Raw genomic sequence first — 22,355 nt, forward strand, 5'->3', positions numbered from 1 at the left:
TTTTGATTGCACAGAAAAATGATCACTTGGATGTTCGTTAAGACCACTAAAAAACAATATACCGATACCCTATGAAAGGACCATTATTCTACGCTAAAATTCTACTTTTTGGAGAGTATGGTATTATAAAGGACTCTAAAGGCCTTTCCATTCCGTATAATTTCTTTAAAGGTGCGCTTAAAACAAGTAAAAACTTATCCGGAACCGCTAAGAAATCAAATGAACACCTAAGTGCTTTTTTAGATTATTTACAAAAAATACAACACAATGACCCACAGCTCGTCCGTTTTGATTTAGACGCACTTAAAGCAGATATTGACGGAGGCATGTATTTTGACAGTTCTATTCCGCAAGGCTATGGGGTTGGCAGCAGTGGCGCCCTAGTTGCTGCGATCTATGACAAATACGCCACAGACAAAATTACAATCTTAGAAAATTTAACTCGGGAGAAACTATTAAAATTAAAATCCATTTTCGGAGCAATGGAATCCTTTTTTCATGGAAAATCTTCCGGATTAGACCCACTGAACAGCTATCTTAGCTTGCCCATACTCATCAATTCTAAAGACAATATAGAATCTACCAGCATACCCTCTCAGAACCTCGGGGGTAAAGGAGCCGTCTTTTTGTTAGACAGTGGCACCACCGGGGAAACAGCACCGATGGTTCAAATTTTCATGGAGCAAATGAAGCATGAAGGTTTCCGAAATATGCTTAAAACTCAATTTATTAAGCATACCGATGCCTGCGTGGATGATTTTATAAATGGCAATATAAAATCGCTCTTCAGCAACATAAAACACCTTTCGCATGTGGTACTCGACAATTTTAAACCGATGATTCCTGTAGAATTCCACAAGCTATGGAAACAGGGCATAGACACCAACGAGTATTATTTAAAACTTTGTGGTTCTGGTGGTGGTGGATATATTTTGGGATTCACAGAAGATATTGAAAAAGCAAAAAAAGCACTAAAAGGGTATAAATTAGAGGTGGTCTACAACTTCTAAATCCAACATCATGCGACACAGAAAAAACAAGCTCCTTCTTTTAAAGTTGCTGAGTCTTTTTTCTGTAGTACGGGGGTACAACATCCTCATGATTGTGCTGGCACAATATTTAGCGTCTATCTATATTTTAGCACCCAGTTTACCGCTTCGTGAAGTGGTTTTTGATGGCCATCTTTTTGTCATTGTATTGGCATCGGCGCTGGTCATTGCCGGCGGCTATATCATTAATAATTTTTATGATGCCGAAAAAGACCTCATCAATAAACCCACAAAAACAATGTTAGATCGTCTTGTGGGGCAACGGATTCAATTAACCACCTACTTCATCCTTAATTTTCTTTCTGTTTTTTTGGCTAGCTATGTTTCGTTTAGGGCGGTTTTGTTCTTTTCCGCCTATATTTTTGGCATCTGGTTTTACTCCCATAAACTAAAAAAAATAGCTTTTGTAGGCAATTTTGTATCTGCCACCTTGGCTATTACACCTTTTTTTGCCGTATTTGTGTATTACAAAAATTTTGAGACGGTCATTTTTGTGCACGCCATGTTTCTTTTTCTACTCATATTGGCGCGTGAAATGATAAAAGATTTAGAGAATATGGCCGGAGATTTGGTGCAGAATTACAAAACCATCCCTGTGCTCTACGGCATTAAAGTATCCAAGCAACTCATTACAGTTTTGGTAACATTAACGCTGGTACCCGCTCTTTTGCTCATTTATACATTTGATGTGGGTTTTATGTACCTCTATTTTGCGGGAAGTGTGGTTTTCTTGCTGCTATTTTCTATACTGCTATGGAAATCAGATTCTAAAGGACATTATGTGGGGTTGCACAATATTCTTAAATTGATCATTATTTGTGGCGTTTTTAGTATTTTATTGATTGATATTGATTTAGTGCTCAATAGAATCCTTTGGTGATCTGTGTTTCATAGCGAATGCACCCAAAATCTATTACCTTTACACAAAAATTTATATGTCCAGATCTGATTTTAATAATGATAAAAAAGCCTCAGGAAGACAAGGCGGTACTTTTAGGAAAAAAAGCTATGCACGGGGCAATGCCCCGATTAAGCGGACGGCTGCCGTGGACAAACCCTCCGATCCTAACAGCATACGACTAAATCGTTATGTGGCCAATTCCGGGGTTTGTTCTCGGAGAGAAGCCGATATCTACATTCAGGCAGGCAGTGTTACGGTAAATGGCATTCCCGTAACAGAAATGGGGCATAAAGTAAAACTTTCTGATGTAGTTAAGTTTGATGGGCGTGTGCTAAATCCTATAAAAAAAGAGTATGTCCTTTTAAACAAACCCAAGGATTTTGTAACCACCACAAAGAACGAACAAGGTAGGCGCACCGTCATGGGGCTTATTTCTAGTGCTTCTAAGTCGGTGCTGCCACCTGTGGATAAATTGGACAAAAATACGACAGGGTTATTGTTGTTTACCAACGATACCGAACTCACCGCAAAATTGGTACGCCCTAAAAATGGGCTTCGCAAAATTTTTCATGTAGAACTTAATAAAAATTTAATTAGTGCCGACTTAAAGCAGATTAAAGACGGACTTATCATCGATGAAAATCCGGTACGTGTGCAAGATATAAGTTATGTAGAAAACGCACCTAAAAATCAAGTAGGGATTGAAATCTATAGTTCTAAAAGTAATATTGTACACCGTATTTTTGAAACGTTGGGCTACGAAATCGTAAAACTAGACCGGGTGGTGTATGCCTCGCTCACTAAAAAAGATCTTCCCCGAGGGCATTGGCGGTATTTAACAGCGCAAGAGATTGTTAATTTGGGGATGATAAAATAAAATGACGTAGCCCCGATTTGCTTTTTTGTATTTTTGATCTTCCAAGCTTCGATTCTTACGGCATCGAAAGTTTTATACTTCTACGCCCATTTTTTTCCTCTATCGTAGGTTTTTAGGTTATTTTAATCCATTGTTTTTCCTGTAGGCATCACTCATATCCGTTAAGAATTTCCATATAGCAAGTGTATCGCTTGCGGCAATTGTAGCTTCAAATTTGGGATCTGCTTCACAGTAAAACATAAAATCGTCAATCTTTTCCTTCGGAATTTTTAATTGGACTATAAATAAGGAGTCGGCTATATGTTCATAAGACTTTACAAGTCTGGCTGCCTTTTTATCCCGTGTCACTTTATTTTTAAGCCTTTTTGTTCTACCAGAGAAATAATTGATCAAGGGATCCAATTTTATGGAATTCCCTGTAAAATCCCATGTTCTGGCCGTGTAAAGCTGTCGTTCACTTTGTGTAAGTACTTGCACATGCGCATTGGGTAACTCCAAAGAAGAAGCGGTTACGAGCAGATCGATGGAAATATGATCTACATCACGTGCCAAATCCCCTGAAAGGTTAAAAAGCCTTACAACTACTTCCTCTAATTCTACTAACGATGCTACCAAAGACACAGTTAAAAATTCGGTTTGAAGTATTGTGGCGGAAACTACAATCTGCTTTCTTTGAAACTGAATGGCCGAAAATACCAAGGTATCCCCTAATGTAACACCAATGCTAAAGTTTCCGTTTTCATCGGTGATAGCAGCTCTTTTTGAGGTAATATTAAGAACATGAACGTCTGAAATATCCTTTTCAGTACTCTGCACTACGCCACTGAGATCCATGGTTAATTGCTGAGCCTTTGCGGTACTGAACACCAAACAAACCAATACAAAAAGAAGAAGAATATTACGAAACAAGAATTCCTATTTTAGTATGGTATTAAATTACAAAAAAAAAGGATCGTAATTTATACCCATTCATCAATTTCAGGATGAGGTGGTTTTCATCTTTTTATCTATTCCTAAAGGCAAATTAACACTAAGAATTGTTTGGAAATCTTTGAATAAAAAGAAAATAATAACCGACTAGAAACGACGAACCGATAACGGCATAAAATAGAAACTGTACTTTCCAATAAAATTTAGGTTTAAATCCTTATTTTTGATTTAAAACATTACGAGATGAATCTTCAAACGGAAAAAATAGAATTGGTTAAAATGCTTTTGGATACTGAAAATCCAAAAATAATCGAATCAATTAAGAGAATCTTCAAAAAAGCAAAAACAACTGACTTTTGGGATGATTTATCTGTTGAACAACGTAAGGAAATTGAAAAAGCTTCTCTTGAAATAGAAAACGGAAAAGTAAAGGATTACGACTCTTTTATGCAAAAACACAGATAAATTGAGTAGAAAAGTTTTTATTTCAAAAACAGCTGAAAGGAAATTAGATAAACTTTTGGAGTATTTAATTACGGAATGGTCGATCAGGGTTAAAACCGACTTTGTTGAAAAATTCAATTCATCAATTGAAACAATTAAAAACCAGCCTGAAATATTTCCTGAATCTAAAAAAGGAAAAGGTTTAAGAAAATGTGTAATAACAAAGCAAACGATTTTATTCTATCGCTATAATTCCAAGCGAATTAATATTGTTACGATATTTGACACAAGACAAAACCCGAATAAACTAGATAAAGAAATATAAAAAACGAAAGCCCCGCTAGCGCTCGTCCAATGTCATTAAGTTAGCGATTTAAATATCTGATTTTCAGTATTTTAAATTTGTTTTTTGTTAAAATAAGTTGTATATTTAATTGATAATCAATGACTTATTTATGAAAAAAAACAGCTAGCTTTATCTTCGAAAGGATAAAGACAGAGATTTTTAGTGATCGTCTTAAATCTTTATATAAATCACATCCGGTTCCCATCAGGCCTAATCGGAAATTTGAAAGAAATCCAAGAAAATACCGATCAAGAATAAAGCCTAAAGTGACTAAAAACCAAAAAGATGGAGTTTAAAAAAACCTTAACTTAATGACATTGGACGAGCGCTATCGGGGGGCTGCGAAGTTATAAACTTCGCAACGCGGGGAAAAACACTCCCTATCAATTTTCAAATTGACACATTTTCACATTAACTACATTGGTATATTTCCACATTGGTACATTTTCAAATTATCAAACCTTCAACATCTTCTCCCGTATCTCATTCAGGCATAAATTTCCCAAACTACCCTCATGAGTATGCTTAATATCGCGTTTAGGGGAAAAAGTGCCCTCATTAATTTCCTTACCCATTTTCTTATAGGCATCCCGGAAAGGCATACCACTTAAAACCAATTCGTTTAAAGTGTCTACACTAAAGAGATAATCGTATTTTGAATCTTCTAAAATGGTTTCATTCACCTTAATTTCTCTAAGACTAAAGGTAAGAATCTCGATACAGGCTTTTATATCCTGTATAGCAGGCACAATGATTTCTTTTACCAATTGTAAATCCCGGTGATACCCACTAGGGAGATTATTAATGATTAACGTCAGCTGATTGGGAACGGCTTGCAATTTGTTGCATTTGCCACGCACCAGTTCAAACACATCAGGATTCTTTTTATGCGGCATAATGCTGGAGCCCGTAGTTAGCTCATCCGGAAAGGAAATAAAATTAAAATTCTGACTCATATACAAACAGATATCCATCGCCATTTTCGATAGCGTTGCAGCAATACTGCTGATACCAAAAGCGGTTGCTTTTTCTACTTTGCCCCGACCCATTTGCGCCGCAACCACATTGTATTTTAAGGTTTCAAAACCCATTTCCTTGGTGGTAAAGGTACGATCCAACGGAAAAGAACTACCATAGCCCGCAGCACTACCCAACGGATTTTGATCGGCTATTTTATAGGCCGCTTCAATAAAATAAAGATCATCTATTAAGCTTTCCGCATAAGCAGAAAACCAGAGTCCGAAAGACGAAGGCATAGCTATTTGCAAATGAGTATACCCCGGCAAAAAAACGGCTTTGTATTTATCTGCCAGATTCAGCAACAAATCAAACAGTATTTTAGTTTGTTGTTTTATTTCCGAAAGCTCATGCTTTAAATACAGGTGCATGGCCACTAAAACCTGATCATTTCTAGAGCGTGCCGTGTGAATTTTTTTTCCGGTATCCCCTAATTTTTCGATAAGAAGAAATTCTATTTTGGAGTGCATGTCTTCAAAAGTATCTTCAATCGTAAAGGAGCCATTATCAATAGTTTTGGCAATTAGGTTGAGTTCAGCAACTAAATCCTCCACTTCAGACGGGGTAAGCAAGCCGATTTTGCCCAGCATTTTAGCATGCGCCTTGGAAGCCATTACATCATATTTCGCCAAAACCAAATCCAGTTCCCGATCATTCCCAACCGTAAAATGGTCTATTTTTTTATCTGTACTAAATCCTTTGTCCCAGAGTTTCATCTGTTAATATTTATTGTTCTTAATTGGTCAGATGTAATTCGCCAATCAACATTTCGGGCGGTATCCTGTTTGTTATGGCTCATTTCATAAATAACTATTTACTTTTCATTTTCCTGAAGAGGGAAATCTATTTGCTTTTTATTTCCATTTTACCCCTCCGCAAGATCCTTCCCCCTTTGGGGGCTAGGGGACCAAAAATCCCTCCAAAATTTGAATATATAAATCAATCCCTTCTTCAATCTCCCTTACATAAATAAACTCATCTGCCGAATGAGATCGGGTGCTGTCTCCAGGTCCCAACTTTAAAGACTGACAACTAAGCGTTGCCTGATCTGATAAGGTGGGGGAACCGTAGGTACTTCTACCCAATGCTACTCCTGCCTGTACCAATGGATGATTAGGATCGATAGAAGAAGAATTTAATCGCAAGGAGCGCTCTTTTAATTCGCAAGGAGCTTCATCCTTTAAAATCCTTGCTATTTCTTTATTGGTATAGCAGTCATTAACACGGACATCAATAACCAAATCTACCGATGCCGGGACTACATTATGTTGACTTCCTCCATTAATTTGGGTTACGGTAAGCTTCACCGGACCCAATACCTCGGAAACCTTATCAAAACTATAATTTTTAAACCACTCCAGTACCGTTACACTTTTATAAATAGCGTTATCGTCGTTGGGATGTGCTGCATGGGAAGGGGTTCCTTTTACTACAGCATCAAAAACAACCAACCCTTTTTCTGCAATGGCTAAATTCATTAAAGTAGGCTCCCCTACTATAGCAACATCAATATTTGGCAACAACGGCAACATGCTGTTTAGTCCGTTGGGACCGGAACTTTCTTCTTCCGCAGAAGCCACAAGAATAAGATTGTGATTTAAATTTTCCGCCGCATAAAAATAGGTAAATGTGGCTATGAGGGATACTAAACTTCCCCCGGCATCATTGCTCCCCAAACCAAATAACTTACCGTCTTCAATATGCGGATAAAACGGGTCTTTGGTATAGGCGGAATTGGGCTTTACGGTATCATGATGCGAATTGAGTAGTAAGGTAGGCTTGCTTGCATCAAAATGCTTGTTAAAAGCATATACGTTGTTCTTTTCTCTTTTATGGGGGATATCAAACCTAATGAACCACTCCTCAATCACCTTTGCCGTCTTATCTTCTTCAGATGAAAACGAGGGAATGGCTATTAATTTCTTTAGTAATTCAATGGCGTTTTCTACCAGTTTTTCTTGCTCCATCATTTCAGGGTTATGGTGGTACATAAAGAGGCTTTCTTATCTAACATATTCATGTCCCCAATACATACTTTAGCTACATTTTTATATAGGGCATGAAAACAATTTTCAAGTTTAGGCAACATCCCGTCTGCGATGATGTTCTGCTCTAAGAGTTCATCATACGTCTTTTTGGTGATATGCTGTACTACGGAGTTTTCATTGGCTATATCTAGTAAAACGCCTTTTTTTTCAAAACAATAATACAACGTCGTTTCATAGAGCTCACTCATTCCAATAGCAATTTCCGAAGCGATGGTGTCTGCGTTTGTGTTCAATAACTGGCCATGCCCATCATGCGTTAAAGCACAAAATACAGGCACCAAACCGGCATCTAACAAAGCTTTTACGGCAGCTACATTTATTGAATCAATATCCCCGGCAAAGCCATAATCAATCTCTTTAACCGGTCTTTTATGCGCTTGAATCGTGTTGGCATCTGCCCCGCTCAGTCCAATCGCATTACAATGGTGAGCCTGTAATCGAGCTACAATTTTTTTGTTGGCCAAACCTCCGTAGACCATGGTAATCACTTCCAAGGTTTCGTTGTCTGTTATTCTTCGGCCCCCTATCATTTTTGGGGCTATTCCGATTTTTTTTGAAAATTCGGTTGCCAGTTTTCCGCCGCCATGAATTAGTATTTTTGGTGAGGGATGATTGGCAAATAAGCTAAGGAAGTCCGACAGTTCCGACTCATTCTCTATGATGTTCCCGCCTATTTTAATTATTGATAATTTCTCCTTCATATTACGCATTTAAAATTCCTCCATCAATAGTAAAGGTACTCCCCGTGATCCACGAAGCATCATCGGAAGTAAGAAACAATGCCAGTTTAGCGATATCTTCAGGCGTGCCTAATCGTTGCAGTAAAGTGGTTTTTCTTGCATTTTCTACGGCCGATTCGGGTGCTGAAAAAGCCTTTGCCGAATCCCACAACAAAGGGGTATCCACCGGTCCCGGGCACATGGCATTAACCCTTATTTTAGGAGCGTATTCTACCGCCAACTGCTTCATTAAGGCCAAAGAACCTGCTTTAGAGGCGCAGTAAGCGGGATGATTGGGAAAACTCTTAAAAGCAGCAATCGAGGCGTTGATTAAAATAGTTCCATGTGCACTTTCCATCAAATAGGGAATGGCATATTTTGAAAGGTAAAAAATAGCACTCAGATTCGTTTGGATAGTTTGTTGCCAGGAGTTTATGGGTAAATCTACCACATTCCCCAATCCTAGAATTCCGGCATTTATAGATAGGGCATCTACCTTTCCAAAGGTGGAGATGGCTTCCTTTACCAGATGTTCATTGTATGCAACATCACTGACATCTCCCGGAATAAAAATGGAATTCTCCAACGCTTTGCACAAAGCCTTTCCGCTTTCTTCATTTCTCCCGGACAGCACTAATTTGGCTCCTTCCTCATGAAAAACTTGCGCTATTGCCTTGCCCATACCGCTTGTAGCGCCGGTTACAATACAAACTCGGTCTTTCAGTTTCTGAGCCATGCTCTTATCTTTTATAACTGCTCCAATAATTTCTTTAAAACGATTTGAGCAGCGTAAGTTCTATTGTTTGCTTGTTCTATTACCAAAGATTGTGGACTGTCCAATACCTCATCGGCCACCACTACATTGCGCCGTACAGGCAGGCAGTGCATAAATTTTGCATCGCCCAGTTTGGTCTTGGTCATCATCCAGTTTTTATCCTGATTCACCACTTTTCCATAATCTGCATAACTGCTCCAATTCTTTACGTAAACAAAATCGGCATTTTGTAGCGCTTTTTCCTGATCGTGCTCAATGGTGACTCCTGCCGTTACCTTTTCATTTAATTCATAGCCCTTTGGGTGGGTAATAACAAACTCCGCTTCTTGCATTTTCATCATTTCCACAAAGGAATTGGCCACGGCATGCGGTAACGCTCTGGGGTGTGGTGCCCATGAGAGTACGACTTTAGGTTTTGCCTTAGTATTTTGTTCCGATAAGGTTATGGCATCGGCCAAGGCCTGTAGCGGATGCCCCACGGAGCTTTCCATATTTACAACCGGAACTGTAGCATGTTTTTTGAAGCCATTGAGAACCACTTCAGCTTCATCCTTTTCTTTGTCCACTAAACCGGCAAAGGCCCGGATTGCAACAATATCACAGTATTGAGAAACTACTTGGGCTGCTTCTTTTATATGTTCAGAAGCCCCTTGATCCATGATGGAACCATCGCCAAACTCCAACGTCCAACCCTCACTTCCAAAGTTCATAACCATGACTTCCAGACCCAGATTCATTGCCGCCTTTTGGGTGCTTAAACGGGTTCTTAAGCTATTGTTGAAAAACAATAACACCATAGTTTTCCCCTTTCCAAGGTTCTTATGTTTAGCCGGATTTAGCTTTAATGCTCTTGCCTCTTTCACCCAATTGGGAAGGGAATCGATATCTTTTAAAGATAGGAAATGTTGCATTCTTTTTAGGTTATTTTAGTATAAATACTGGTTTCATTTAAAGCATCTACGATAAAATTTTCTTTGAGTCCGTTCACAATCCATGTTTCAATACATGCGGCTTTGGCGATGGTAGCCGCTTCTATTTTAGACTGCATCCCTCCGGTACCCATAGACGATTTGCCAAGACCCACCTCTTTTTCTAATTCAGCTATTTCATTGACCCTTTTAATGGTTTCCGGATTATTGGTTTCCAAAGATTTTTTAGTATATATCCCATCCGTATTGGTGGCAATCATCAATAAATCTACTTTTAAAAGTGCTGCGGTTAAGGCGGCTAATTTATCATTATCGCCAAACTTAATTTCGTCTGTAGCAACGGTATCATTTTCATTAATAATAGGAATAAAATTATTGGCTACTAATACGTTAATGGTGCTGCTAATATTTATTTTGCTCGATGGATGTTCAAAATCGGAATACGAAAGAAGGCACTGCGCACTAGAAAGACCCAACTCTCGAAAACTCTCCTGAAACATGCGCATTAAATGGGGCTGACCAATAGCTGCTAGGGCTTGCTTTACGGTAATTTCTTTTCCGTTATGTTCTAATTTTACAAATTGTTTGGCAGCCGCAATGGCACCGGAGCTTACGATAATAAACTCGTAGTCCGCATTTAAGGCAGCTATTTGTCGCCCAATATCCTCCAGTTTACCTCTAGAAATCTGATCGGTTTCCTTAGTAAGGGTATTGGTACCAATTTTTAATAAAATACGCTTTTTGCTCATTAATTATGTGCTTTTCTCCATGGCTCGGGCTGGCTACCGTACCTGTCCGTTTCCAAAAATATACCATTTATTGGTAACCAAATGTTGCAATCCAATAGGCCCTCGTTGATGCAATTTATCTGTTCCTATGGCCAATTCGCCCCCCAATCCAAATTGCCCTCCATCCGTAAAACGTGTAGATACATTATGATACACGGCTGCCGAATCTACCGCATCCATAAAAATACGTGCTGTGGTTTCATTTTCGGTTAGGATAGACGCAGAATGACCGCCTGCATATTGGTTTATAGTATCAATGGCGGTTTCCAAATCGGGTACCTGACCCAACACTATTTTATAATCCAGAAATTCCTCATACCACATAGCGGCATTCGGCATAGGCGATGTGCCTTCAAAACCAGTTAGGGCACTATCGGTAAAAATGGCGACCTTCTTCTTTTTCAGCTCTTGCACTACATGATGCAGAAACTCATGTTTGCGGGGCAAATCGGCAGCAATGAGTACCTTATCTAATGCATTACAGGCCGATATTTTGGTTGTCTTGGCATTTATGATAATGTCGATGGCTTTTTCTACATCGGCCTCCGTATCTACATACGCAAAATTATTGCCTCTGCCACTCACAATAACCGGACAAGTCGCATGCTGTTTCACAAAGGAGATTAACTGTTCCCCGCCTCTGGGTACAATTAAATCTATTTTTTGTGGTGGTTTCTCCAAATACGCTTGTATTTCCGCTCTATTGAACTTCAAATAGGAAATCCAGTCACTGGAAATATCATTTTCAGAAAGTGCCTGATGCCATAGATCCACTACTAAAAGATTGCTGTTTAGAGATTCCTTACCGCCTTTTAATACTATTTTATTGCCCGATTTAAAAGCAATTCCGGCAGCTTCTACAGTAACATCGGGTCTTGATTCATAGATGATAAGTACGGTGCCAAAGGGAGCCGTTCTGTTAGATACCTTCATCCCATTTTCATGACTAAACTGATACCGTTCTATACCAAGGGGGTCTGTATTCCCTATCAATTGTTCTAACGAAAGAATCATGCCGTCAATCTTGGCATGATTCACCAAGAGTCTGTCCCGCATTGCAAGATCTCCGCCCTTATAACCTTGCATATCTTTTTGGTTGGCCTCTAAAATGGCGTTTCGTTCCCGATCCAGAAGTCTGGCCATGCCATCCAATACTGCATTTCGTTGTTCAATGGTTAAGGGTAAACTCATGTCAATTCTATTTTCAAGGCTTCAAAAAAGACATCTAACTGTTCTTTCCTAATATTTAATGCGGGTAAAATTCGCAGTACGTTTTTGTTTTTTGCCCCGCCTGTAAAAATATGTTGATTGTATATCAACCTTTTTCGTAAATCTGACACCTCAAAATCAAATTCGAGTCCAAACATCAATCCTCTTCCTTTTAATTGCTGTATTTGAGGAATCTCCTTTGCTTTTTCCAGAACGTATTGAAACATCTCTTCTGCATTCTGAATCAATTCTTCCTGCTCAATAACTTCTAAAACCGCCAATGCAGCGGCACAGGCAAGATGGTTTCCACCAAAAGTGGTTCCCAACATTCCGTAGGAAGCTTTAATGGTTTCGTGAAGCAATACGCCGCCTATCGGAAAGCCATTGCCCATTCCTTTTGCAATGGTAATGATGTCCGGTTCTATACCATGATGCTGAAAGGCAAAGAATTTTCCACTACGTCCGTAACCGGCTTGTACTTCATCGGCAATTAGAACAACCTTATTTTTCTTGCAAAGCGATGCTATATGTTGACAAAAAGAAGAAGAAGGTTGATCCAAGCCGCCAACCCCTTGAATGGCTTCCAAAATTACGCCACAGACATCCCCTTTTTCAATTTCATTCTCAAAAGCATGATGGTCATTAAAAGGTAAAAAACTCACTTTTTGTTGCTTATTGATAGGGGCATTAATTTTTTCATCATCGGTGGCAGCAACGGCCGCAGAAGTTCTACCGTGAAAACTATTCTGAAACGCAATTATTCTGGTTTTTCCTGTGATGAAAGAGGCCATTTTCAGGGCATTTTCGTTGGCTTCGGCTCCAGAGTTGCACAAAAAGAGATTATAATTCTCACAGCCCGATACGTGTCCCAGTTTAGTGGCTAATTCTTGTTGAATAGGACTTTGTACCGCATTGCTGTAAAAACCAATCTTATCTAATTGATCCTTAATTCGTTTTACATAGTGCGGATGGGAATGTCCTATAGAAATCACAGCATGTCCCCCGTATAAATCTAAATATTTCTGACCCTTCTCATCTGTAACCTCAACACCTTCAGCGGAAACCGGGGTTACATTATATAGGGGATATACGTCAAATAAATTCATTGTTAGGTTTTTTTGATTTGATTGATTTTTTCGAATGACGCTACAAGCCCTTTAATCAAGGAAGAACTTAGCCCTTGATGTTCCATTTCGTTAAGACCTTCTATGGTACAGCCTTTAGGCGTAGTTACCCTATCTATTTCCTTTTCGGGATGACTATCCGATGCAATCAATAGTGAAGCTGCCCCGTTACATGTATGCATTGCCAATTCCTGAGCCTCTTTGGCATCGAATCCCAATTGAATGGCTCCTTGGGTGGTGGCGCGGATAAGGCGCATCCAAAAGGCAATGCCGCTAGCACAAATTACCGTTGCTGCTTGCATTTGTTCTTCCGGAATTTCCATAGTATGCCCCATTCGGTTAAAAATGGCTTTGGCCAAATCAATACGTTTTTTGCCCTTTTCATTCGCACAAATACAGGTCATCGACTTCCCTACAGAAATAGCCGTGTTGGGCATGCTTCTTAGAATGTATAAGTCCGTACCTATAGTTTCTTCCATACGGGCAATGCTAAAACCGGTAATGGTAGAAATAATGACATGCTTCTCCGAAAACAAATCCTTAACTTCATTTAGGATGTCTTGAAAATGTCTGGGTTGCACTGCAAAAATTAGAATATCCGAATTTGAAACAGCCTCCCTATTGTTGCTCGTTATTGTTACATTATCGTATTTTTCCAGGGCTGCTAAGCTATCCGTATTTTTTTTAGTGAGGTACATGGTAGTGGCACCGTTGCTAAACAAAATTCCCTTTGCAATAGACAGACCCAAATTTCCTGTGCCAATTATAGCTATTTTCATAATTCTAGTAGTTAGTAAAGCGTACAAAGTACCAAGTTTGTTTTATAAATATTATATACTAAGTATACTTAATGTTTCCATTTTTATGGCTTTCAAAACCATTGCAATTCGTTCTAATTTCCCAAATTTGAATACTTAGTACTTTGTACTTAATACTCATTACTAAAAAAATCAATACTGATCCGCTCTAAAAAACACCTGCTTTTAAATGTAACCCTTCCGTTTCCTCAAAACCAAACATCAGGTTCATGTTTTGGACGGCTTGTCCCGATGCTCCTTTTAATAAATTATCGATAATAGATGTGATTAATAACGTATTCTCATGTTTCATCAAGTGAATATGACATTGATTGGTGTTTACCACTTGTTTTAAACTAGTAGGTTCTTCCGAAACTTGAGTAAACTGTGCATCTACATAGAAATCTGCATATAATTGCCTAGCTTCTGCTTCCGAACCCTCGAAATCTGTATATGCGGTAACAAAGATACCCCTTGGGAAATTGCCACGGTTAGGAATAAAAAAAAGTTGACTGCTATCTTTCTGCAAGGACCTTAAACTTTCATTAATTTCTCCTAAATGTTGATGGGTAAAGGGTTTGTACCAAGAAACATTATTGTTGCGCCAACTGAAATGGGAGGTTTCGGCCAGTCCTACGCCCGCCCCCGTGCTTCCGGTAACCGCATTAATGTGCACTCCATGTTGAAGCAACTGCGCTTTTGCCAGTGGTAAAAGTGCCAGCTGTATGGCGGTAGCGAAACAACCCGGATTGGCCACATAATTGGCATTGACAATGGTATTTCGTTGAAGTTCAGGGAGTCCGTAAACAAATTCTTTTTCCTCGTAAACAGCATCCTTTTGTAGCCTAAAATCATTGCTTAAATCTATAATTTTGGTACTCGTGGAAAACGTGTGGTTTTTAAGGAACTGGGTAGAATTTCCGTGTCCGAGACATAAAAAAACAACATCCACGTTTGCATTCACCTTAGCGGTAAATTCCAAATTGGTTAGTCCCAAAAGGTCGGGATGCGCTGTGTGTAGTTTTTTTCCTGCTCGTGTGGTACTAAAAATAAAATCGATAACGGTTTGTGGATGATGAAGCAAAATACGAATGAGTTCGCCTCCAGTATATCCCGAACCGCCTATAATCCCTGCTTTAATCATTGTTTTGATTTACGAAATTGTATATTTTTCCTGGATTGGATAGGATTTTGATAAATCCTTTGGCGTCCTCTGCCGTCCAACCCTTATTCATTTCACCATAACTTCCAAAAGCGGCATTCATTAAATCGTGTTTAGAACGGATGCCGTTTAGTTCAAATCGATACGGATGTAAGGTTATGTACACATCACCTGAAACATTTTTTTGGGTGTCCGATAAAAATGCTTCTATATTCCGCATTACTTCATCCAAATAATTTCCTTCATGCAAAAGCATTCCATAGAAATTACCCAATTGTTCTTTTTGAAACTGCTGCCATTTGCTCAAAGTATGTTTTTCTAATAAATGATGCGCTTTTATACAAATTAAAGAGGCGGCGGCCTCAAAACCAACCCTTCCTTTAATTCCTATAATGGTATCGCCTACATGAATATCTCTTCCGATAGCATATTGCGATGCCAAAGCGTTTAATTTAATAATTGTATCTACAGCCGAGGCCTCTTCTCCGTTGAGGGATACCGGCTCCCCATTTTTGAAGGTTAACGTAAGGGCTGTAGGCTTGGTTTCTTGGATTTGGCTAGGATAGGCTGTTTCCGGTAAGGAAGCATGAGAAGTTAAGGTCTCTGTACCGCCTACAGAAGTGCCCCACAAGCCTTTGTTTATAGAATATTTCGCCTTTTCCCAAGAATAATCGATCCCATTTTTCTGCAAGTATTCAATTTCTGCTTCACGCGATAATTTGCTGTCACGTATCGGAGTTATGATCTCTATTTCAGGGGCGATGATTTGAAAAATCATATCAAACCGCACCTGATCGTTGCCGGCTCCCGTACTACCATGTGCTATGTAGTTAGCTCCTATTTTTTTTGCGTAATTTACGATCTCCATGGCCTGTATAATGCGTTCTGCACTCACAGACAGTGGATAGGTATTATTTTTTAACACATTGCCAAAGATGAGGTATTTTACCACTTTTTGATAAAAGGTTTCTACGGCATCAATAGAAGTATAGGACGCCGCCCCCAGTTGCAGGGCTTTTTCTTTAATGCCATGTATTTCCTCTTCCGAAAAACCTCCTGTATTCACACTTACGGCATGTACTTCATATCCCATGTCCTGCGACAAGAACTTTGCGCAATATGAAGTATCTAATCCACCACTATAGGCCAAAACTAACTTTTTCATTTTTCTTTCTTTTTAAAAAACAGATGTTCTTTTATACTCTTTAATCGCTTAAATGCTTTAGTATTCAATTTTTCCTTTTCGCGGTCCCCATTTTTTGCAAAAGGATCGTATAACATGCCGGTACACAGGCACATTTTTTGTTCGGTACGGGTAAGAATATCGAAATTCTTACAGGTTTGGCATCCCTTCCAAAAATCGGGATCATCGGTAAGTTCCGAAAATGTTACCGGTTTGTACCCCAGTTCGTAATTTATCTTCATTACAGCAAGCCCTGTAGTAATCCCAAAAATCTTGGCATTTGGAAATTTTTTTCGGGAAAGCTCAAAAATCGTCTTTTTTATATCCTTTGCCAAGCCTTTATCCCTATAATTAGGGTGTACAATTAGTCCGGAATTGGCAACAAACTTCTCATGACCCCATACTTCAATGTAGCAAAATCCGGCAAAAGTAGTTCCATCCAAAGCAATAACCGCATTGCCATTTTGCAACTTTTTCTGAATATATTCCGGGGTGCGTTTGGCGATACCCGTGCCTCGTATTTTTGCAGACTCTTCTATAGTGTCGCAAATAATCTGCGCATATTTAAAATGAGATTCATTAGCAATAACAATTTTCATTGAACGTTGCTTTAAAGATTAAAATTTAGATAGTATTTGAAGCGAGAGTAGAAATGGACACACCTATTTCCAAAATGAAATTGCACCCTTACGGGCGACGACGAAAAGGAGTAAACGATACAACGAGATTGGTTGATTCGTTTTGATAGTTAGTAAGTGCTTTTTTCTCCATTGCGAAACAAAGGTATAAATTTAATTCATAGTATTACATTAGCCTATCAATTTTTACAAAAAAGTGCCTTTTTGTTATTTCGATACCGTATTTCGTAGACCATGAACCCATAGATTACGATGTATTCTACCAATAATAACCATAAGTTTTCCTTAAAATCACTCTTAGAATAAGCCCAATAACTTAAGGCCACAACACCAGACCATACTATGGCGAAACGGAATTGTGTAAAAACGCCTAAAAGTGCTACAAAAATTATGTACCAAGGATGTATGGTGGTGGCCAAAAAATAATAGACACACAAGATCCAGAACATGGAATTAAGAAGATGGGAAAGGCTATTGTTCTTCTTTAAAAAAGTAATAAAAAGGATGACAGCAATTATGATGTAGGGCGATATCTTTCCAAAATCTTTAATGAGTTCGTATCCTTTTATATCAAAATGAAGGGCAATTTGTTTTATAAGATTATAGACTCCGGCATTAAACTCAAAATTAGAAAACCAAAGCCCGATAGTTGCCGAATAGTTGTCTATAAATTCTACAGTAAAAAAAGGAAGTAATAGCAAGAGCATTGCGCCCCCTACTAAGAGGTAAAACAGAGTGCTTTTTTTAAAACCAAAAAAAGGCAGAAAAAGCGGTAAAAACAGGATCGGCACTAGTTTTACGGAAATAGAAAGTGCATAGACCACGGCAGCCCATTGCCAGTAGCCTTTGGCAATTAAACATAAAGACCAAACAAAGAAAAACAGCATTACGCCTTCAAAATGAAGGTTGCCAGTAAGTTCTATGATCACAAGCGGATTTAGAAAATACCAAAAAGCATGATACTTGGGAAGGTTAAGATGCCCCAATAATTGCCTTCCAAAGTAAAGCACGCCAACATCTGCCAGGATCATAATGCTTCTCATAAACAGGATGTTTCCGAAAATTCGATCTTCGGAAAATAAAGCCGATAGTCCAAAAAATAGTTGATTTAGTGGCGGATAATTAGAAAAATGTCGGGCGCTTAAGCTACCCATTCCTTCATAGAGTATTCGTGCATTGGCTACAGGAAATTCTGGCTCTATGATGAGCGTATTGGGAACAAAGAGATAGGGGTTAATTCCATTGCGTATTAATTCGCCATCCCAAATAAACCGATAAAAGTCTTGCGACAAATTAGGCGTGGCAGCCATGAAAATGAGCCGAAAAAGAAGACCGGCAACGAACAGAAACTTAAAATTCCATTTTTCAAACTGTATCATTTTGTAGCACAAAAGAAACAGTGCAAAAAACAGACTTATTAACTTCAAAAAATCTGTCCGCTCAAGCGCATAGGCAAAACTGTAATAGAAGAAGAGGCTACACCATGCCAGCAGTATTGGAACTTTATGTAGTTTCCAATAGGCTCGCATGCTTAGACCTTAGCGAAAAGGGATTTAAAAAAGACAAAACCAAAACCCAAAAACAGCATAAAATGGAAGGGAAACAGACCAAAATCATTTAAGGGTACTGCGCTATACATGCCAAATAAGAAATAGATCATAAGTAGCGCTTCTAAAATCATGTTCGGTGAAAGTTTTGTGGTTAAATACTTATTGCCTTTCCAACTGTCTGTTAACTTATTGATGTTAAATTTAGGGGTGCGCACAAACTCGCTTCGTTTGCCCATATGGCCTTCTAAAACAGCCATGGAATTATGGAGCGAAAAACCTAAGGCGATGGAGAAAAAGGTAAAGAAAAGTTTTATGTAGTCTACAAACTTGTCAAAACTACTGCCTTGTATACTTTTATAGGTAAACCAATAACACACAAATAAAATGATGGTACTGATGATAAAGAAACTGGTAACATCAAACAACCAACCTAAATGCGGAAACATGTTTTTGATGTACAACATAGGAATGCTTAAAAATGCTACAATAAAGACACAAAGAAACATAGAACTGTTTAGCAAGTGCATTACCCCATGAAATTTGGTTTTAAAAGAAATATTTTTAGAGAAAAGGACGCTTACCACCGTTTTTCTGAAATTTTCAGCACCTCCTTTATTCCAGCGAAATTGCTGTGAACGGGCTGCACTGATTACTACGGGAAGCTCTGCCGGGGTTTCTACATCTTCCAAATATTTAAATTTCCAATTCTTAAGTTGGGCACGATAGCTAAGATCTAAATCTTCGGTAAGGGTGTCTCCTTCCCAGTTACCGGCATCTAAAATGCATTCTTTACGCCAAATACCGGCCGTACCATTAAAATTTATAAAATGGCCTTTGGCGTTTCTTCCTACTTGTTCTAAGGTAAAGTGCGCATCTAAGGCAAAGGCTTGTATTCTTGTTAAGGTAGAATAGTCTCTGTTGATATGCCCCCAACGCGTTTGCACCACTCCTATTTCTGTATCTTTAAAATAAATAACGGTCTTCTTTAACCAATCTGAAGATGGAAGAAAATCGGCATCAAAAATAGCAATAAACTCTCCTTTGGCAATTTTTAAACCCTCTTTTAAAGCGCCTGCCTTAAATCCTTCCCGGTTGGTTCTTCGTATGTGCGTAATATCTAATCCCTTTTCTTGAAGCAATTTAATGCGCTGTGCGGTATCATTTACAGAATTGTCGGTGGAGTCGTCCAAAACCTGTATTTCCAATTTGTTCGAGGGATATTCAATTTTGGCAATGTTTTCTAAAAGTCGTTCTACCACATATTCCTCGTTGTAAATAGGTAGTTGTATGGTTACAAAGGGGATTTCTCTAGGGTCTAAAAGATTGAATTTTGGGGCGGTTTGTATCTGTCTTTTGTAACCTAGATAATTTACTAAAAGGTTTAATTGCGCCAGACTGTAAAAAAAGATCAATAACAACGAAATAGTGTAGATGGCTATAATGATGTAAACAATTGCTAGTCCCATTTATTTGATGCTATATTTAAAAATCCAACCTAAAATTTTAATGCCTGCAAAGATAGTACCTTTTACCGTACCAGACACCTTAGAGACGCCAATTCTTTTTTTATAACGTACTGGCACTTCGGTATATGTCATTTTTTTTCTTAAAACCTTTAATTGCATCTCTACAGTCCAGCCATAGGTTTTGTCTTCCATTTCCAATTCTTTGAGCTTTTCGTACTTTATGGCTCTAAATGGCCCTAAGTCCGTAAATTTTGCTCCAAAAAACACGCGCATTAAACATGTAGCTAACCAATTTCCAAACACTTGTTGAGGGGTCATCGCTCCGGGCTCTCTTAGCTCCTTTCTACGGGCACCCACTACAAAATCTATGTTTTGTTCTAAAATAGGTTTTACAATTTTGGAAAGCTCCTCCGGATAATCGGAATAGTCTCCATCTACAAATACGATAATATCGGGTGCTTTGGATTGCTTAGCGATGTAATTCATACCACAAAGACAGGCATTACCGTAGCCCTTCTGATCCTCGGTTAATACGGTAGCTCCTGCTTTTAGGGCATTTTCACCTGTTTTATCGGTAGAATTATTGTTGACAACTATTATTTCCGAAACAGTTTTGGGAAGTGCTTTAATGACTTTTTGTATAGAGTCTTCTTCGTTAAATGCCGGAATGATCACTGAGATTATAGACATGTATTATGAAAGGTATGCGGCAAAAATAAGGTTTTATCTTCCTATCTGTACCTATTCGGAATTACTTCTTGTTTGCCAGTTCCATCAAATCTACATCATTACCCAATAAAACATCGGTAGGGTTTATACGTCCCTTTAAGGGGCCATTTTCCAATTTTAGGACGCCTCTGGGGCATACCGCAGAGCAGATGCCGCAGCCTACACAACTAGAGCGTACAATATTTTCTCCTTTTTGCGCGTATGCCCGTACATCGATACCTTGTTCGCAGTAGGTAGAGCAATTTCCACAGGAAATACATTGTCCTCCATTGGTTGTAATCCTAAAGCGCGATTTAAAGCGTTGTACAAATCCCAAATATGCAGCTAAGGGACAACCAAATCTACACCAAACCCTGTTGCCAAAAATGGGATAAAACCCGGTACCAATAACCCCGGCGAAAACGGCACCAATGGCCAAACTATAGGTATTTTGTACACTTTGCGTACGGATGCCTAATACCGTACCCGATTCTGTAAAGAAGCTGTAAAGCGTCATTAGTGTCATGCCCACTGCAAAAACCAGTACGCCGTGAATTAACCATCGTTCTACTTTCCAAGAAAAAAGCGATTTGCTGGAATGTTGCCGGTAGGGATCTCCTAATGTTTCGGCCAGGCCTCCACAACCACATACCCACGAGCAATACCATCGTTTACCAAAAAAATAGACCATTACGGGTACAACGATCAGTGTTAAGGCAATGCCCCATACCAGTATAAAAATTCCGATGCCCCCACTAGCTAGTAATTCTTTTAAGTTCCAGGAAAAGAAAAAGTCATAGTCTAAAGGAAATGCGTTTTTAAAATCGTAATAGGGCATTTGCAAGCGAACCATAATTTCAGGTATCAGAAACGCAAATACAATCTGAAAAAACAACACTGAGGTGGTGCGTATTATTTGGTACATGTTATGGCGATATTTAATGTACATCCGCACGGCCATAACGGTCATTACCACACAATACATAAAACCATATACAAACCAATGCCCGGCAGGATTTCCGCTAAGAGCCTCGCTAATAGGATCTACCAAGTACGTCCAGTTAACCGCATATTCTGCTTTAAAATAAAGGATGAGGTAAAAAGAAACAAGAAAGATAAAAACCAACCACGCAATCCAACCTCTATTGGTGGCCGTTTCATGATAAATACCATCGTTCTTAATACCTTTTTTACCCAGCAAAATAACATTGGGCAGAATAAACATGAGCGATCCTAAGATACCAAAACCAAAAGTGAGCAACCACATAAGGCCCTTATTTTCGGCAATAAATCCGACACCCGATGCTTTGCCTACAGTAAGCGCCAAGTCATGCGCATTGGCATAGATCACCTTGTCATATTCCTTATTTTTTCGATGTTGGGAATTAGCCGTCTCCAATGCAGCAGCAATTTTAGGGGACAAGGCCATCATTCCCTGAAACTCCTGTCCCACAATATGGGTTTCAATTTCCTCAGAAAAAATAGGACTCTTTATTCCCTTATCCTGAAGAATTGAGGTTGCGGATGCTGATGAAAGTTGAAAAGTACCCAAAACAGGAAGAAGAATAAATAGGGCAAGGCCTATTAGAAAGATGATAAGACCTGTTTGCTTAATTGTTTTCATGTGTTTAATTTTATTCCTTTTTAGTGGTTAAATGAAACTCGCCAATTATCATTCTCTTGTGCGTTGCGCTT

22 protein-coding genes are annotated in these 22,355 nt (G+C 38.8%); 5 read left to right on the forward strand and 17 right to left on the reverse strand.

What is annotated here, in order from left to right:
• Positions 1–71 precede the first annotated feature (71 nt).
• Genes U1E44_RS05595 through U1E44_RS05605 form a run of 3 tightly spaced genes read left to right on the forward strand, consistent with a single transcriptional unit; the run spans position 72 to position 2,827 of the window.
• Positions 72–1,010 carry a mevalonate kinase family protein gene (locus U1E44_RS05595; protein ID WP_322930069.1) on the forward strand — a complete coding sequence of 313 codons (939 nt, stop codon included), beginning with the start codon at positions 72–74 and terminating at the stop codon, positions 1,008–1,010.
• Positions 1,011–1,020: 10 nt separating this feature from the next.
• A complete protein-coding gene (locus U1E44_RS05600; protein ID WP_322930070.1) occupies positions 1,021–1,929 on the forward strand; it encodes a geranylgeranylglycerol-phosphate geranylgeranyltransferase in 909 nt (302 codons plus the stop codon).
• Between the two features lie 55 nt (positions 1,930–1,984).
• Positions 1,985–2,827, forward strand: coding sequence for a pseudouridine synthase (locus U1E44_RS05605; protein ID WP_322930071.1), 843 nt, complete (start codon positions 1,985–1,987; stop codon positions 2,825–2,827).
• Positions 2,828–2,944: 117 nt separating this feature from the next.
• Here the strand turns inward: U1E44_RS05605 and U1E44_RS05610 are convergent, their stop codons facing one another.
• Positions 2,945–3,736, reverse strand: a complete 792-nt coding sequence (locus tag U1E44_RS05610) for a carboxypeptidase-like regulatory domain-containing protein (protein ID WP_322930072.1) — start codon at positions 3,734–3,736, stop codon at positions 2,945–2,947.
• A 264-nt stretch (positions 3,737–4,000) separates the two neighbouring features.
• Here U1E44_RS05610 and U1E44_RS05615 point away from each other — a divergent pair, with 264 nt between their 5' ends.
• Positions 4,001–4,222, forward strand: a complete 222-nt coding sequence (locus U1E44_RS05615; RefSeq protein ID WP_322930073.1) for a hypothetical protein — start codon at positions 4,001–4,003, stop codon at positions 4,220–4,222.
• Between the two features lies 1 nt (position 4,223).
• The gene (locus U1E44_RS05620; RefSeq protein ID WP_322930074.1) at positions 4,224–4,526 is read left to right on the forward strand and encodes a type II toxin-antitoxin system RelE/ParE family toxin; all 303 of its coding nucleotides are present in this window, start codon (positions 4,224–4,226) and stop codon (positions 4,524–4,526) included.
• Between the two features lie 476 nt (positions 4,527–5,002).
• Here U1E44_RS05620 and argH read toward each other — a convergent pair whose 3' ends face one another.
• From argH to U1E44_RS05700, 16 genes are all read right to left on the reverse strand, one after another.
• Positions 5,003–6,280, reverse strand: a complete 1,278-nt coding sequence (gene argH / locus U1E44_RS05625; RefSeq protein WP_322930075.1) for an argininosuccinate lyase — start codon at positions 6,278–6,280, stop codon at positions 5,003–5,005.
• 183 nt (positions 6,281–6,463) lie between these two features.
• Positions 6,464–7,531: a M20 family metallo-hydrolase gene (locus U1E44_RS05630; RefSeq protein ID WP_323673856.1), complete on the reverse strand. Its 1,068-nt coding sequence runs from the start codon at positions 7,529–7,531 to the stop codon at positions 6,464–6,466.
• Complete coding sequence (gene argB / locus U1E44_RS05635) at positions 7,531–8,313, reverse strand: acetylglutamate kinase (protein ID WP_322930077.1); 783 nt, start codon at positions 8,311–8,313, stop codon at positions 7,531–7,533. The genes U1E44_RS05630 and argB overlap by 1 nt, the downstream gene beginning before the upstream one ends.
• A gap of 1 nt (position 8,314) precedes the next feature.
• A complete protein-coding gene (locus U1E44_RS05640; protein ID WP_322930078.1) occupies positions 8,315–9,067 on the reverse strand; it encodes an SDR family NAD(P)-dependent oxidoreductase in 753 nt (250 codons plus the stop codon).
• 11 nt (positions 9,068–9,078) lie between these two features.
• Positions 9,079–10,017: an N-acetylornithine carbamoyltransferase gene (locus U1E44_RS05645; protein ID WP_322930079.1), complete on the reverse strand. Its 939-nt coding sequence runs from the start codon at positions 10,015–10,017 to the stop codon at positions 9,079–9,081.
• Positions 10,018–10,022: 5 nt separating this feature from the next.
• The gene (gene proB, locus U1E44_RS05650) at positions 10,023–10,784 is read right to left on the reverse strand and encodes a glutamate 5-kinase (protein ID WP_322930080.1); all 762 of its coding nucleotides are present in this window, start codon (positions 10,782–10,784) and stop codon (positions 10,023–10,025) included.
• 33 nt (positions 10,785–10,817) lie between these two features.
• Positions 10,818–12,014, reverse strand: coding sequence for a glutamate-5-semialdehyde dehydrogenase (locus tag U1E44_RS05655; RefSeq protein ID WP_322930081.1), 1,197 nt, complete (start codon positions 12,012–12,014; stop codon positions 10,818–10,820).
• Positions 12,011–13,138, reverse strand: coding sequence for an aspartate aminotransferase family protein (locus tag U1E44_RS05660; RefSeq protein WP_322930082.1), 1,128 nt, complete (start codon positions 13,136–13,138; stop codon positions 12,011–12,013). The genes U1E44_RS05655 and U1E44_RS05660 overlap by 4 nt, the downstream gene beginning before the upstream one ends.
• Positions 13,139–13,140: 2 nt before the next feature.
• Complete coding sequence (gene proC, locus U1E44_RS05665; RefSeq protein WP_322930083.1) at positions 13,141–13,935, reverse strand: pyrroline-5-carboxylate reductase; 795 nt, start codon at positions 13,933–13,935, stop codon at positions 13,141–13,143.
• Between the two features lie 187 nt (positions 13,936–14,122).
• Positions 14,123–15,097, reverse strand: a complete 975-nt coding sequence (gene argC, locus U1E44_RS05670; RefSeq protein ID WP_322930084.1) for an N-acetyl-gamma-glutamyl-phosphate reductase — start codon at positions 15,095–15,097, stop codon at positions 14,123–14,125.
• Positions 15,090–16,280: an argininosuccinate synthase gene (argG, locus tag U1E44_RS05675; RefSeq protein WP_322930085.1), complete on the reverse strand. Its 1,191-nt coding sequence runs from the start codon at positions 16,278–16,280 to the stop codon at positions 15,090–15,092. The genes argC and argG overlap by 8 nt, the downstream gene beginning before the upstream one ends.
• Positions 16,277–16,897, reverse strand: a complete 621-nt coding sequence (locus tag U1E44_RS05680) for a GNAT family N-acetyltransferase (RefSeq protein WP_322930086.1) — start codon at positions 16,895–16,897, stop codon at positions 16,277–16,279. The genes argG and U1E44_RS05680 overlap by 4 nt, the downstream gene beginning before the upstream one ends.
• 218 nt (positions 16,898–17,115) lie before the next feature.
• Positions 17,116–18,315: a hypothetical protein gene (locus U1E44_RS05685; protein WP_322930087.1), complete on the reverse strand. Its 1,200-nt coding sequence runs from the start codon at positions 18,313–18,315 to the stop codon at positions 17,116–17,118.
• Between the two features lie 152 nt (positions 18,316–18,467).
• Positions 18,468–19,952, reverse strand: coding sequence for a glycosyltransferase (locus U1E44_RS05690; RefSeq protein WP_322930088.1), 1,485 nt, complete (start codon positions 19,950–19,952; stop codon positions 18,468–18,470).
• On the reverse strand, positions 19,953–20,642 hold the full coding sequence (locus U1E44_RS05695; RefSeq protein WP_322930089.1) for a glycosyltransferase family 2 protein: 690 nt from the start codon (positions 20,640–20,642) through the stop codon (positions 19,953–19,955).
• 61 nt (positions 20,643–20,703) lie between these two features.
• A complete protein-coding gene (locus U1E44_RS05700) occupies positions 20,704–22,284 on the reverse strand; it encodes a 4Fe-4S binding protein (RefSeq protein ID WP_322930090.1) in 1,581 nt (526 codons plus the stop codon).
• Positions 22,285–22,355 lie beyond the last annotated feature (71 nt).

Source organism: Aurantibrevibacter litoralis (assembly GCF_034651555.1).
Lineage (GTDB): Bacteria > Bacteroidota > Bacteroidia > Flavobacteriales > Flavobacteriaceae > Aurantibrevibacter > Aurantibrevibacter litoralis.